At 44.9% G+C, this 13083-nt stretch carries 18 protein-coding genes; 6 read left to right on the top strand and 12 right to left on the bottom strand.

Going from position 1 to position 13083, the window contains the following annotated elements; all coding sequences use genetic code 11:
* Positions 1-40 precede the first annotated feature (40 nt).
* Positions 41-835 carry a hypothetical protein gene (locus tag MJZ25_15680; protein MCQ2125615.1) on the bottom strand — a complete coding sequence of 265 codons (795 nt, stop codon included), beginning with the start codon at positions 833-835 and terminating at the stop codon, positions 41-43.
* 165 nt (positions 836-1000) lie between these two features.
* On the opposite strand from MJZ25_15680, the gene MJZ25_15675 reads away from it, so the two are divergent.
* Positions 1001-1153 (top strand): hypothetical protein, encoded by a 153-nt coding sequence (locus tag MJZ25_15675; GenBank protein MCQ2125614.1) that lies wholly within the window; start codon positions 1001-1003, stop codon positions 1151-1153.
* 54 nt (positions 1154-1207) lie between these two features.
* Here MJZ25_15675 and MJZ25_15670 read toward each other — a convergent pair whose 3' ends face one another.
* The gene (locus tag MJZ25_15670; protein MCQ2125613.1) at positions 1208-1657 is read right to left on the bottom strand and encodes a dUTP diphosphatase; all 450 of its coding nucleotides are present in this window, start codon (positions 1655-1657) and stop codon (positions 1208-1210) included.
* Positions 1658-1759: 102 nt separating this feature from the next.
* Between MJZ25_15670 and MJZ25_15665 the strand changes: the two genes are divergently transcribed.
* Genes MJZ25_15665 through MJZ25_15655 form a run of 3 tightly spaced genes read left to right on the top strand, consistent with a single transcriptional unit; the run spans position 1760 to position 2950 of the window.
* Complete coding sequence (locus tag MJZ25_15665; protein MCQ2125612.1) at positions 1760-2341, top strand: hypothetical protein; 582 nt, start codon at positions 1760-1762, stop codon at positions 2339-2341.
* Between the two features lie 20 nt (positions 2342-2361).
* The gene (locus tag MJZ25_15660) at positions 2362-2619 is read left to right on the top strand and encodes a hypothetical protein (protein ID MCQ2125611.1); all 258 of its coding nucleotides are present in this window, start codon (positions 2362-2364) and stop codon (positions 2617-2619) included.
* Position 2620: 1 nt separating this feature from the next.
* Entirely contained in the window at positions 2621-2950 is a 330-nt protein-coding gene (locus MJZ25_15655; GenBank protein MCQ2125610.1) for a hypothetical protein, read from the top strand.
* Here the strand turns inward: MJZ25_15655 and MJZ25_15650 are convergent.
* From MJZ25_15650 to MJZ25_15625, 6 genes are all read right to left on the bottom strand, one after another.
* On the bottom strand, positions 2929-3447 hold the full coding sequence (locus MJZ25_15650; GenBank protein MCQ2125609.1) for a hypothetical protein: 519 nt from the start codon (positions 3445-3447) through the stop codon (positions 2929-2931). The two genes, MJZ25_15655 and MJZ25_15650, sit on opposite strands and share 22 nt — an antisense overlap.
* Before the next feature lie 244 nt (positions 3448-3691).
* Positions 3692-4564 carry a patatin-like phospholipase family protein gene (locus MJZ25_15645; protein ID MCQ2125608.1) on the bottom strand — a complete coding sequence of 291 codons (873 nt, stop codon included), beginning with the start codon at positions 4562-4564 and terminating at the stop codon, positions 3692-3694.
* Positions 4565-4632: 68 nt separating this feature from the next.
* Positions 4633-5433 (bottom strand): hypothetical protein, encoded by an 801-nt coding sequence (locus MJZ25_15640; GenBank protein MCQ2125607.1) that lies wholly within the window; start codon positions 5431-5433, stop codon positions 4633-4635.
* The gene (clpX, locus tag MJZ25_15635) at positions 5433-6707 is read right to left on the bottom strand and encodes an ATP-dependent Clp protease ATP-binding subunit ClpX (GenBank protein ID MCQ2125606.1); all 1275 of its coding nucleotides are present in this window, start codon (positions 6705-6707) and stop codon (positions 5433-5435) included. Before clpX ends, MJZ25_15640 begins: the two co-directional genes overlap by 1 nt.
* Positions 6708-6757: 50 nt before the next feature.
* On the bottom strand, positions 6758-7366 hold the full coding sequence (locus MJZ25_15630) for an AAA family ATPase (GenBank protein ID MCQ2125605.1): 609 nt from the start codon (positions 7364-7366) through the stop codon (positions 6758-6760).
* A gap of 25 nt (positions 7367-7391) precedes the next feature.
* Positions 7392-7949, bottom strand: coding sequence for a hypothetical protein (locus MJZ25_15625; GenBank protein ID MCQ2125604.1), 558 nt, complete (start codon positions 7947-7949; stop codon positions 7392-7394).
* A 336-nt stretch (positions 7950-8285) separates the two neighbouring features.
* Between MJZ25_15625 and MJZ25_15620 the strand changes: the two genes are divergently transcribed.
* Together MJZ25_15620 and MJZ25_15615 are read left to right on the top strand one after the other, a co-directional pair.
* On the top strand, positions 8286-8612 hold the full coding sequence (locus tag MJZ25_15620; GenBank protein ID MCQ2125603.1) for a hypothetical protein: 327 nt from the start codon (positions 8286-8288) through the stop codon (positions 8610-8612).
* Between the two features lie 19 nt (positions 8613-8631).
* Positions 8632-9624 (top strand): hypothetical protein, encoded by a 993-nt coding sequence (locus MJZ25_15615; protein MCQ2125602.1) that lies wholly within the window; start codon positions 8632-8634, stop codon positions 9622-9624.
* 132 nt (positions 9625-9756) lie between these two features.
* On the opposite strand, the gene MJZ25_15610 is transcribed toward MJZ25_15615, so the two are convergent.
* The 4 genes from MJZ25_15610 to MJZ25_15595 all read right to left on the bottom strand — a co-directional run.
* Positions 9757-10956, bottom strand: coding sequence for an AAA family ATPase (locus MJZ25_15610; GenBank protein ID MCQ2125601.1), 1200 nt, complete (start codon positions 10954-10956; stop codon positions 9757-9759).
* Positions 10957-11569: 613 nt separating this feature from the next.
* The gene (locus MJZ25_15605) at positions 11570-12187 is read right to left on the bottom strand and encodes a hypothetical protein (protein MCQ2125600.1); all 618 of its coding nucleotides are present in this window, start codon (positions 12185-12187) and stop codon (positions 11570-11572) included.
* Complete coding sequence (locus MJZ25_15600) at positions 12174-12380, bottom strand: hypothetical protein (protein MCQ2125599.1); 207 nt, start codon at positions 12378-12380, stop codon at positions 12174-12176. The genes MJZ25_15605 and MJZ25_15600 overlap by 14 nt, the downstream gene beginning before the upstream one ends.
* A gap of 146 nt (positions 12381-12526) precedes the next feature.
* A partial coding sequence (locus MJZ25_15595; protein MCQ2125598.1) for a transposase occupies positions 12527-13083 on the bottom strand: 557 nt, incomplete at its 5' end.

Here is a 13083-nt window from a genome sequence, read left to right as displayed (position 1 = left end):
ACATATCCAAATAACAAACCCCGGCAACGCCGGGATTCCGTCATTTTAATACGCCTATAAGCGCCCTGACAACCGTATTATACAATCGTCTAGCGTTAGGGAGTGTCTCAAGCGACTTGAGGTCATACCAAGCATTGATCTTGTAGGTATTTGCATCAACATCATCGTCATTTGTTTCCGAATTATAGTTGATACAAAATGCGGCCCCGTCCGAATCAGCGTCACGCTTATCAAGGCGTACATCAAGCATTACATGCCCGGCATTAGAATCGAATTCCATTACAAAACGATTCTTTGGCATAATCAGCATGTCGATCTTCGTTTCCTTAGCGTATATGCATTTCGTCATAGTGTTTGTAAACGATCCGGGCAAGTCATCTACATTGACACCAATCGCAGTGATATCGATCGGCTTGGAATCATCGACTGCATGCGTCTGGTCTCCAATCGGGTTTTCTTTGATGATGCCCTCAACGGCGTCTTGTGTCGGCTTGATATATGGGCCAATATCCTCATATTTATCCAGCTTATCAATCATGATGCCATCTTCATCAAAGTGTACATCACCGGGATCACTAACTACGCTAGTTCGATCTACATCGCCGGTATATCTCATGCAATTTTCATCATAGCCTACTTCCGGCTTATATGCCTTATCAATTTCGCCGTTGAATGATTCAATGGCCTTCTGGAAAGATGACATGATTGATGACAAATTCTCCGGGACATCATTAGGCGTCTTGCAATTCTCTCGGGCAGGCTGTGCTGTATCAGCCGTATCAGCCGTATCAGCCGTCATAGCAACATCCAGCGGCTTGAAAGTTTTTTCGCTCATATTTTATCTCATCATTTATATTTGAACCATAGTCTAAGCAATATAATGCACAGGGTCAACGCCATTCCGTAATTCAAGTACAAAGGCAGCTGCCACCCGCCTCTGGCTAAATTGTCCTGAAATACGTATGTAGCACAACATATGTTACCCAACAACGACATGATAATGAACATTAGGGACACATCTTTTACGGACTTCGTCTTCATGATCTTCATGATTGTCGGCAAGTTGCAGAATGCGAACATGATCGACCCGGCGGTACCGGCGCACTTGCACACAAACGATGCAGTATCGCCAGTCATTGCCGAAACCAAATAATTAATGCACTGTGAAATAAGGTCCATGGATACCTCAGGAAATGTCTACCTGAGTTTATTTGGTACCCGTCGAACCGAATCCACCACGGTCAGCATTGTCAGCCAGTGAGCATTCGACGAAGGTAACCGCCGGCTGCTTCTTCATGATGCGGAACTGTGCAATCTTGGAGTGCTTTTCGATTGTGATATCCTTAGTTGCATACACAGGCATCTTCCACCAGTCATTCGGTCCACAGTAGGAATTATCGACGACGCCGACACTGTTGGTCATAAGAACACCCCAGTTCTTGAACGTAGAACTACGTGGAGCCAAGTGAGCTTCGAACCCATCGGGGAGCTGCATTGCAACGCCAAGATGGACTAGTTTCCATTCTCCTGCCTTCAGCACGACTTCTTCCGCAGCATAAAGGTCAATCCAGTCACCCTTTTCGATCTTTGCCAGACGGTTCACCTCATCATTAAGATACTGGATCTTAATGCAATATTCTTCATCTTCATTCAACATAGCCATAGTTATACCTCTTAGCTTTTGCCAGAATATAGAAACATAATGCACATTTTTCAAGCACTGTAGACGGATGCGAAAATAAAAACTAATTTTAACGTCATGAAACCTACATTAACATATCGTGAAATGATGGAATACATTCAGGAAACGTATCCTGAAATTTATCGAGGGCTCACATCCTCGTCAATTACTCCATCCAACCCGTCAGGAAAAGACGGGTCTTATCAGATCCATTTTGATGGACATACCGCAAAAATTTACCGTCCGACCACGTTGTCCGACACGGCATGCATCTACATACCGGAGTTCAACGTACAGTCGCTACTGACACGCAAGACATTGGACATCATAGCAAAACGCTATCGCCGTTCAGTCAATATCGACAATATGGTGATACCGGGGCAGACCCCCACCGACTTGTCATATCTGTTCGAGGATGGCAGCACCAAGTTACCTCAGTTTTCAGGTTATTGGTTCTATGATGAAACCTCCGGTAGACGCAAGGTATTTCTGGTAAACCTAGAAACCCTCGACGAATTCGAAATCAAGCCTGATGCAATGTTTAAGCTTGTTGTCCACAACGGAATTGAGCATTGCCTAAAGCAGGTTGATGTCGGGTCCAAGATGGTCGAGTTATCACGTACAGATGAAACGCCGATTAGTATAAAAATAGGCCGATAATACGCAATAGGATATCAAACATGATCACACCAGAAACATACACAGAAACCTTTTATGTAATCAAGACGGCCAACGACACCTATCTGAATGTCAATAGTTTTCCAATGGACCGTGTCATCGTGACACATTCCCGCAGTGCGTCTCAATACGCAATGGCCGAATATGCACAAAATGACATAGAGAAGCTGAAGAACAGATCAGATGAATACCATGACCTATACAAGCTCGGGCTGTCCGTGGTCAAGGTCGTTGTCACTTACTCAGAATCAAAGGTTTAAAATGAGCGCATACGAGACCGCACGAAAGAAGATTGACTATCATGTCGGCGACATCGGAAACCCAACCGTCCAGTTCGGCAAGCTGACTATGCACGGCGAAGGGGACGACACCTATCAGCAATATGGCTTCATAATCAAGCTGGCCGAATCTACAGTTGTCGGACTGTTCGAATCGAATGTGTACTGCGACATATTCGCTGTAGGCAAGGTCAACGACAAGGACGATGACACGGAATACCTTGAATCATCAACCCTTGATGACGAGGCAATGTTCAACAAGTATTTCGAAAAGACTAAGGAATACGACCACTACGGTCGCATCATTTCATAGATATCGGAATTGCCAGCCTTGGAGTCGACCGCATATACTAGCAAGTCGGCATCAGGAATTACTTCCAAGGCAGCCGTAGCCGTCGTCCCGGTAGCATAGACGTTATCGACGAGGATAACCTTCCCTGACGCAGGACGGCTCCCAGACAATGACATCTTGATCATGTCTGCGGAAACAGTCTTCCCGGCGGCTTTCATAGAATACAATGTTTCACGGGGCAACCCAGACAGGATGTCGTATACGGCGCATCCTGTTTTTGATGCAATACGATTTGCCAGTTCTAACGTAGTGAGCGCACGGCCACCATGATTAGGAATTGGGACCAGCACATCGGTACTATTCACGTATTGTGCCATCTCAGACGCAGCCTGTTCCATACTCCCAGCATCGCCTTGCTTGATTCCATGGGCAATTTCCTTAACTTCAGGAACCTCACGATATTCATGCACAGCGATGACACGATTAGGACCGTGCGCCACCATGTAAGCACGGGACATGGCCTCCAGAAGGAATTCATCGTCCACTAAGCTAGGCAATATATTATCAACAAAAATATTCATGCAAAAAGTTTATATGAAATTCCCCCGGAAACCCGGGGGAATTGGTTAGTCATCTGTCAATGCATCGAATGTAAAGATCCCAAGCATGATTAACACTGAGGCCAGCAATACCGGCGACAAAATAATCAAAATCAGGACCGACAAGATTGTTTCAATGATTTTTGCTACGGTTCTCATAGTTCTACGCTTTTATGAAATCAATGAATTTCGACTTATTTTCGTCATAGTATGTATTCCATAAATTACATACATATTCGATAGTTTCATCACTGGTATCATCCATAGGAATCTTTTTATCATTCTTCGGTGACGCCACAGCAACATTTTCCTTGCCAAGGTCCGCCATCACCTCATAATCGCCACTCTTGCCTGCACGGGCCACCCAGTCAGACAGGATATACTTACCCCACCCAATCAAGGTTTTGTTCCCCGATTCGACATTTGGCGTATCCAGACCAGTATTAAAGGACAAGATCTTCAGACGATCACGGTACTCGGAATTCTTCAAGCCGGCGTTCAATACGTCGATCGGGCAGTTTTTCCACATGCCACCGTCAATGTAGCAATCCTTGCCATTATATACGCAATCGAAATATGTCGGCGCAGCAGTAGACGACAAAATTGCAAACCACTTGTCGATATCCTTATCCCCGAGATCCCAGACCTTTTCCACGCTGGCACCATTGGTACATGTTGCTGGAATAAAGATAGGCTTCTTGAAATCTGACATTTTTCCCTTAAACACTTCCTGCAGCATCTTCTTCAGGTGTGCGTTATTGTATGTAGGACATGTCAGGTTCAGACGTTTGTACCACGGGTACTTCTCAAAGATTTTTTTCAGGTTCGCCTTGTACAGGTCAAACATATCGTGTGCGGACAACCCATCGGCAAGGCCGGCGGCGATAATAGCACCGGTAGATGTACCTGCATATGCTACAGATACGTCTGATAGTTTCTTGCCTAGATCCTGTTCAAGACGACACATGAAAGCCAACGGTCCAATTCCGAGCGCACCGCCGCCATTGACACTAATACCCAAAAACTTTGTAGGCATATACACCCCCTTTTACAAGGGAGTTTATATTTTGAAACAGAAAAGCCGTCCAACCGGACGGCTTGATATCATTTTCGTGCTACTATTGATTTGTAGAAACATTCGGCACTTTGGTGTGGCCCATGACACAACCCGTCAATTACCTCATCAGTCTCATCGTCATAGCTATAGCCATACGTCGGATTAGCCTCGATATAGGCCTTACATGCAGCCCTCAACGCTTTCAAATACGAATCATCAAATTCTGCCTTGGTAACAAGCGTAAAATTGATCTTATAGCGTTCTGGATATACCTTTTCGCCATTCGGCGTAAGGACATGATCCACACGAGCAAATGCGGTACTTCCTACCATTACATGTTTAACGAACACTTTGTATTTTTCCGTTGACGGCATGTAAGGGAACGTAATCGGTGCGATTTCGTCAACAACACCATCGATATCGCTGGCAAACGTAGTATTCGGGTCATCAACGTCAACACAATACTGACGTTTAAGATCATGGTACGTGGCAGAAGACACCACACCGTCATCACGAACGACCTTGAAAAGACTATGATATCGTTTGCAATTAAAATGCTTATAGTCAGAATTGTATTCTGACAACTGCCATACATCCGGGACATCATCGATGGGCGATAACGGCAAATCATTCATCAGACGGTTCAATATTTGTGCGGTAATCTGCCAGCTCAACCCGGTATGGTCATCGTTAGCGACGGATTCAAATGCCTTTAATGCCGATCGGTAACACATGTCGACGTATTCCGATTGCATCGGATTTGCCTTGGATCCAGCATTTTCGTATTTAATCGCCAATTCAACTTCATTCCGGGCGGCTGCAATATTCTCAGTAATCTTACTATACATTATTCCTCCTCTGCAATGAATGTATTCAGCACAACCTGTTCGTCAATGACAAGCTTGGTTTCAGTCTTACCGGGCATACTAAACATATACGGCTGCAACACTTGCTCCACAACGGATCGAAGACCACGGGCCCCAGTTTTACGTTTCACGGTTTCGGCTACGATAGCAACCTTGGCCTCATCAGTAATAGTCAGTTCAATTCCGTCAAGTTCAAATACCTTGGTATACTGTTTCAGGATAGAATTCTTGGGCTTTGACAAAATATTGATCAAGGCGTCCTCGCTCAATTCATCCAGAGACACATAGACCGGAAGACGGCCGATCAATTCAGGCATCATCCCAAATCTAACCAGATCATCCGGTTCAACTTGCTTAAACATATCTGACAAGCTTTTTTCGGACACATGCCTGATGCGAGCGCCGAACCCCATACCACCCTTATCGACACGGCTGGCCACAATCTTGTCAAGACCTTCAAATGCGCCACCACAGATAAACAAGATGTTCTTGGTATTGACCTGCACCAAAGGCTGTTCAGGATGCTTTCGGCCACCCTTCGGCGGCACCGACGCCACAGTACCCTCAAGAAGCTTCAGCAGGCCTTGCTGTACGCCTTCACCGCTAACGTCTCGTGTAATTGACGGGTTACCGCCCTTACGGGCAATTTTGTCAATTTCATCGATGAAGATGATTCCACGTTCGGCTCGTTCAACGTCATAGTCAGCTGCCTGCAAGAGTCTGACAATAATACTATCGACATCTTCGCCGACATAGCCAGCTTCGGTAAGCACGGTCGCATCGGCAATAGCGAACGGCACGTCGAGCATTTTTGCCATGGTCTGAGCAAGCAGGGTCTTGCCGGATCCTGTTGGACCCAAAAACAGTATGTTCGACTTTTCCAGCTCGACATCGGTGGTATTGCGAGTAGCATTGTAGTCCAGACGCTTATAATGGTTATAGACTGCTACACACAAGGCTCTTTTGGCAAGATCCTGACCGATCACGAACTGGTCGAGATATTCCTTGATTTCTTCCGGGTGCGGCAATTCAGACGCCTTAGTTTCCGGTTTCTTGGACTTGGGAGGCACGGGAGAACCCATTCCATAGGACGGATGCGCAGCATATGGGTTCTTATGCATGGCAACAATCTTATACATGTATTCAACACACCGTTCACAAATAAAATCGCCGGTTTGCAAAAGCACTGCGTTCGGCGTGACCGGGCCTCCGCATCCAACACATTTCTTTTCGTCTGTTTTATTTTTCTTAGGCATTTTTTACTCCGCAGAAAAATATAGCATTTCCGGAATCCATTGTCAAGACATTAACGGCCCAAAATATCGTTGATAGTCTTGCAAGCGATTTCATACAGCTGGTCAGGAGTCTGTTTGCCATCAAGGAACAGGATCGGACTATCGTCAACCACATGCATTGTATCCATATAAGACTGTCTAACCAAAGAAAGTCGTTCAATGTTTACGTTTGGATCAGGATTTGGCCTCATCTGTTCACGTTCGACACAGATCTCAACTGGGGTGTCGATGAAGAACGTCATCGCCGGACGCTTGAATATCATTTTGCTCTTGTATAAAGCTTCACAGAAATCATATATGGACGGTGAAAATGCCTTGGCATAAGCTGCGCCAGTCCACAGATAACGGTCGAGGAAGCAGGTCTTGGAATTATAGAGTTCCTGTTGCTTTATGCGGCCCTCCAAAAAGATCACCTCACGTTCGGCATCACTCAGATGGCTATCGGGAGAATTCAGCTTGTCGGCCATTTCCGTCGAAAATACCGGCTCCTTACTCCACACAGCCCCGACATTAAAATAATTGTCAGCTAGACGCTTCGACAATGTGGTCTTGCCTGAGTTGTCAATACCTTCGAAAACAAATAAATGATTCTTAGCCACACCAACATTAGTATTATTCATTTTTTCTCCTATTTTACAAAGGGTGTTAGTCCCATAAGTCAAAAACATATTCGGAAAACAGCTTCCAACCGTTCATAGCACGGGTATGATCATCGGTCGGAATCAAATTGCCATTATCATCCTTCAGGAAATGCCCCTCGGCATCAGTTTTCCAATCGGCGTGTCGTTCTACCGCATAATTAAGCCATTCAATAGCCCAGATCATTTCGGCAAGCATTTCCTTCCACTGTTTAGTAGACTCGCAACGCCCGGGATAGCTATGGACATTCGCAGCAAACGCCTTTAACCGGGGCAGAATGAAATTCATGATGGTGTTGTCCAGATTCCACAATTCAGTATCGTCGAACCCTCGTTCAAGACGCTGTTTACGCCAACCTTTGAACCGGTCGTCAGTGGTGTCACCGGCGCCGATACTGAAATTGACATTCGCCTTCCCGAGTGGATCGTAATCATCACGGTCAACCTTCACTTCATACGACAGGGTATCATTTAAGTCGCCGGTAAGCATGCATTGCGCCGCATCAGACATAATCCTAGCGACGTCATCCCTATCCAATGTCAACGTTCCATACTTCACTTGCATTTTAAACCGCCAGTTGAATATTTGCAAAATATATGAAATTATCCTATACTTGGCAATAGAACTTAATGAGAATGGCCAATGGAATACAAGTGCTGCTTCCCGGGATGCACATACACCACAACGAATCGATCACTGATCGAATATCATCATATCCACCCCCGTGAATTGCGTGTCCAGCATAGTCGGAACGTCACGATACCTTTATGCGCTACGCACCACAAGATGATTTATCATCCGGACGCAACATCCGGCCAACATACGGAAAAGACACCCGACTCAATGATAGTCAAGACCGTGACTACATCAAACACAGGAAAATGCGTCATCTTTCAGGATATGGCGGGGAACGACTATACGGTGCAAATTGGCGGGGCTAAACCGTCTGCACTGGCCGTGTACATGCTATCATGGAACATCATCAACGGTATCAGGAAAACCATAGTGGACAGCATACCTCCAGAAGCCGAGCATGACATTGATGCATACGGAATCTACAAGGATAAATCTACGGTTTACTATACTGAAGAATACAAGACGGCTGCTATAGACCACATATACAGCTACATGTCAGACTATGAAATGAAAATGCATACCGAGTTTGCTGAAGCACGTAAACGAATGGATGAACATAAAATGGACTTGATCACGTATAAACTTGGGTAAGTATTACCGGAGTTTTACTATGAACGCCACCGAATATGACGAGTTCAAGGCATTTATCGAGTCAACCGCAGTATCGGATACAATGCGCACCGCCCTGATTGAAGGGTATCAGGCCATTTACAAGGATGCCGTAATGGAAGGGATGTTCGGGGACATGTGGTCATCAATCAAGGCTATCCCGGGTAAGGTTAAGGAAGCAATCGCAAATCATGAACCGGCAAATCAACAGGCCGTCGAAAAGGCCAAAGAGATTGCCGAGAAGACACAGGACAGTACATCCAAGGCAGGTATGGCGGCTTTTGCTTTCGCAGGCGCACTGTTGGCTGCATCGTCAGCATTTGCCGGCCAGAATGCGCCTGACACAAACAATGCGCAGGACAAAGACAAATCCGCCGAATACGACTTTTCCGGTGGTGACGAAGACCCGTTCGTAATCAACAAGGTAAAGATGGGACCTAAGATCATCCGCCTATATACAAACGGTAACGTCATGGTCGAGGATACCAAGGCAAACTTCGCATACATCGCTCACCCGAACCTTGAAATCAGCTTCTGCGACAGTGATGGCACTGGGGTAATTGGCAGTAAACAAATTTCGAATGGCAAAAGTTTGGCATTCGGCCATACTGTAAAAGAAGATTCTCGTAAAGCATGCATGGACAAGGCCGTCGACCATACGACCCATGCGCCGAAGAACTTCAAGTCACATATGTCGTCTGGATTCAAAGGATCTTTCGCAAAGCTAAACGACGATGTCAACCGAGCAATGATACCAAACGGTACAGTTCAGTCAGACTTTGATATCGGCGATAAGCCAAAGCTGCATAAATACGACATGATCGTTAATGGACACGGAACCGAATATAAGGTTGATGGCAAAAAGGTCACCCCGTCACAATACGCAAAAATCAAAGCGGACGAAGACAAGGCGATTCATGATTATAAGTATGGAAAGAACCCAGAAGCCTACAAAAAGCTTCATGCATTACATAAACAGCTTCGCTTGCAATAAATGAAAGACCGTTACCAAAAATCTACACAAATCTACCAATAGGTGAAACTGGGTAATTTTAGTAAATTATGGGTAAGTTTGGGTAGATTTAATGCCTACTGTTGGCAACCCGCCTAACGGCGGGCCTTCTCTTTAAATCGTGTAGTTCTTACTTGCATTAGTCTTGTTGTCCGAGACCATCTTGATTGCACGCAACATGTCAAATACGCCAAACGTCATTGTATCAGAATGCTTAGTCGTATTATGACTGATAATCATGTAATCATAGATGTTTTTGAGATCAGCAAGTGTCACCTTGCACTTTCTCATGTAGCGGAATACCAAACTAAACTTCGCTGCATTATAATTGGTATGATCTTTGGAATCACGATCAATATCGATTGCAGCACGGTACATAGCAACGGTCGGGATATCAACTACGATGACTTCATCAATTCGGCGACTACGCTTGATAATTGCGTTACCTAGTATAGTCGGGTTATTGATGGTGAAGATGAAACTAAACGTTTTATGTATACGGTTTGCCAGCGAATGCATGAAATCAAACATGTCGATCAGGTCATTATCGCACTTGCCATTAACCAAGTTAGGATTCTTATCAAAGTCATCCACCAAGAATACGACATTATGGGACCTTGTATTGGCCATGATATCTTGCAATGTACGGATCACCGCTATTCGTGACGACATATCGACATTGACTATGGTAGTATCAGGCAAATCCAATGCAAGCTGGTCCATCATGATCGTCTTTCCGGTACCCGGTACACCAACGAATGCATAACTGCGGGATACACCTAATTCGATTGCGGAAACCATTCGTTTCAGGATGTCCTGATAGTCCTTGTTAATGCGATAATTGGTGTATTTGTTTATCACCTTTTTCTTGGATACAAATGTAAAATATGATTCTACAGGAGCATACTGTGTTCTGGGTTCTATAGTAAGCAGGTCAATGCACTGGGAATCTGGATTAAAAATCGACATCCCCCAGCTTTCCGGGTCGCATTCCAACTGCTTGGCAAAATTATAATAAGCACACCACATGCGGCATGCACCATGCAGTTCGGCGCCATTTTGCGGATTGAATAAAGCGCCCATGGTCAACACCACGTTTATCTTATAGTCAATCAATTCCAGATGGACGTAAAAGTCGGATTCCAATTTTTGCGAGGTATGATTGGCATAATACAAACCAGTTTCCTCATCAAAGTACGATGAGAAATTCTTCGCCTTGATGACGGCCTTGATCGGCAATACGGATCCATTCACGAACGAATACGAAGCAATTTCAAATACTTCGCCTACCGCATGCATCCCGCATGATCCCATCAAGCAACCGCCGGCGCATACACGGTCGTGTCTCACCACATATGTATAAGAAGCTTTGCTGATTGACAAATTATAGTCTTTTACCATCTGTGCAAAAGATTCCGCTGTCGCCGATGAGTTTGGCAGCACAACTTTTTCGGACATTTTAACGGTAATCATATCAAGCAAAACCAGATTGCGTATCGTGTCGAATACATGTTCAGCCTGTTTCGGCGCCATAATGGACCCGAGCTCACAGATACCAAGAATGTACTTTGAAACATCTGCTGACAACAACGGCAACGATAAAATCGATGACGGGTTCTCCTGAAAATTGAGCCAAAGCATAGTGGCATATGCCTTGATATTTTTCACGACATCAGAATACACCACAATCGACGGTAGCTGGTCTACTATCGACAATATATGGTTTACAATAGATTTGTCGTTTGTTTTTGCTGGTAGTTGCGGATCGCCGTCATCTGCTTTATCAGGAATATCATTAATCATCATAACTATTCTCTAAATTCAAAGTTACTGCCACGGTTCATCAAAGTCAAGAAGACTTGAACTACAATACGTACAATCATTACCGTATACAGTGCAATCTTCATCCATTTAAAAAAGCGTTTCATTATTCAATATCCGGGATATACAGGTTAGTTGGCGCATTAGTCTGAATATGCAACTGCGGATATTTCTTGGTAAACGGCTGCAGATTGCACGGATTGATAAATACATGGAGACCCGTCTTGGACGGAATGACCCCATTGACCTTGCTAACACCAAGCGGGTGGCAGTTCGCAGTCATGAAAGCATCAATTTCAGGAACCATCTTCATGAGACCGTCACGATCAACCCCATCGTCTGCATCCATATCGATAAACCAACCGCACTCGCCGTCATACACCATTTCATCCATCACGGATGCCATCATATGCTGCGCAAGCGAATATTGATTCTGACGGACCGAAGCAATAAGGCGTTCGGCCATTCGAAGATTGACCTTCTGGATACTTTTACGATTCAGGTTGATCACTGCACGGGCATTGGACGCCTCGGCTGTCGCAATAATCTTATCGATATGCGAATCAAAGTATTCAAGGGATGTTATATAAAAATCGTCAAGAACAGCGGACGACTTCCCAAACTCCTTATCCTTTCTACGTTTCAGGTAAAATCCATGGTACACACAGTCCGGCGAATCGAACTTCATGCGGTCCCTAATCAACTGATAGTTATTCACCGTCATCTTGATCCTTCTTTGTTATTTCCTTGATTTCAGCAATTTGCCACTTGGACATGTCAGTACCATCAAGACGCCATCGAATTTCATCAGGCACGCCGTCTTCGTTTTCAGCAACAACCTTGAATATTTCAAGATCTTTCTGTACACCGTAATCGATCTCAACGGTGACTTTAAACAATTTCTTCGTATTACTCATGCGACTAAATATAATAATTCATAACTATTTGTCAAGTACAGACATTCGATGGTAGCTTGTTGCCGCTGCATTTGGGGGAGGTCCGTCATTGTTTCCAATCCTTTAGCTCCGTCTTTAATTTTCGGCACATGTGAACTACCCACACCCTAAAGGGTGTGAGCTTCGTTTTTTCGCTTCAACGGAGCCACTTGTGCGCTACTAGCAGTGCTAATAGGCATAGAGGTAGCTACCTCAGCGGAGGCTTGTTCCAAGCACTCGGCTCTTTTAGACGAGCCAATCATCAAGACAACACGGGCAGAATGAGTATCCCTGTCCATAGTATATCCGCAATCACACTTGTAGATTCTATCTGCAAGTGTCGGGTGGTTTATGCAGCCACACGTCGGACACAACTTTGTAGTGGGTTCCCACTTTGATATTTTGAAACTACGCCCACTCACTTCGAGAGCGACAAGTCGTTGTTTCAGCGAACCTAGACACGAAGACTGGATGGACTTGCCAAACCATCCCTTGTGCCAGTTCTTAATCTGCTCGTCTTGAAAGTAGATAACATCGTAGTCGGTTACTAGCCTATGGTATATCTTGTTGGCGATATCCTTACGGACATTAGCCAAGTGTTCATATTCCCTAGCCAGTTGACACCTACACCTCCACCTACGCTTGGAGTCCTTCTGCTTCTTGTTCCTATTCAGCTTTTTGCTCA

Origin of the sequence: Fibrobacter sp. (assembly GCA_024399065.1) — a bacterium.
Taxonomy (GTDB): Bacteria; Fibrobacterota; Fibrobacteria; order Fibrobacterales; family Fibrobacteraceae; genus Fibrobacter.
The sequence above is the reverse complement of the archived record's forward strand: the minus strand, read 5'-3'. Positions and strand labels throughout refer to the sequence as shown.

Coding starts and splice junctions, on each gene's coding strand:
- MJZ25_15620 (MCQ2125603.1), top strand. CDS start 8,286: ATGGCGGGGAACGACTATACGGTGCAAATTGGCGGGGCTAAACCGTCT.
- MJZ25_15665 (MCQ2125612.1), top strand. CDS start 1,760: ATGAAACCTACATTAACATATCGTGAAATGATGGAATACATTCAGGAA.
- MJZ25_15645 (MCQ2125608.1), bottom strand. CDS start 4,564: ATGCCTACAAAGTTTTTGGGTATTAGTGTCAATGGCGGCGGTGCGCTC.
- MJZ25_15605 (MCQ2125600.1), bottom strand. CDS start 12,187: ATGACGGTGAATAACTATCAGTTGATTAGGGACCGCATGAAGTTCGAT.
- MJZ25_15630 (MCQ2125605.1), bottom strand. CDS start 7,366: ATGAATAATACTAATGTTGGTGTGGCTAAGAATCATTTATTTGTTTTC.
- MJZ25_15600 (MCQ2125599.1), bottom strand. CDS start 12,380: ATGAGTAATACGAAGAAATTGTTTAAAGTCACCGTTGAGATCGATTAC.
- MJZ25_15640 (MCQ2125607.1), bottom strand. CDS start 5,433: ATGTATAGTAAGATTACTGAGAATATTGCAGCCGCCCGGAATGAAGTT.
- MJZ25_15650 (MCQ2125609.1), bottom strand. CDS start 3,447: ATGTCCCGTGCTTACATGGTGGCGCACGGTCCTAATCGTGTCATCGCT.
- MJZ25_15660 (MCQ2125611.1), top strand. CDS start 2,362: ATGATCACACCAGAAACATACACAGAAACCTTTTATGTAATCAAGACG.
- MJZ25_15680 (MCQ2125615.1), bottom strand. CDS start 835: ATGAGCGAAAAAACTTTCAAGCCGCTGGATGTTGCTATGACGGCTGAT.
- MJZ25_15625 (MCQ2125604.1), bottom strand. CDS start 7,949: ATGCAAGTGAAGTATGGAACGTTGACATTGGATAGGGATGACGTCGCT.
- MJZ25_15610 (MCQ2125601.1), bottom strand. CDS start 10,956: ATGGGATCATGCGGGATGCATGCGGTAGGCGAAGTATTTGAAATTGCT.
- MJZ25_15655 (MCQ2125610.1), top strand. CDS start 2,621: ATGAGCGCATACGAGACCGCACGAAAGAAGATTGACTATCATGTCGGC.
- MJZ25_15615 (MCQ2125602.1), top strand. CDS start 8,632: ATGAACGCCACCGAATATGACGAGTTCAAGGCATTTATCGAGTCAACC.
- MJZ25_15675 (MCQ2125614.1), top strand. CDS start 1,001: ATGAACATTAGGGACACATCTTTTACGGACTTCGTCTTCATGATCTTC.
- MJZ25_15670 (MCQ2125613.1), bottom strand. CDS start 1,657: ATGTTGAATGAAGATGAAGAATATTGCATTAAGATCCAGTATCTTAAT.
- clpX (MCQ2125606.1), bottom strand. CDS start 6,707: ATGCCTAAGAAAAATAAAACAGACGAAAAGAAATGTGTTGGATGCGGA.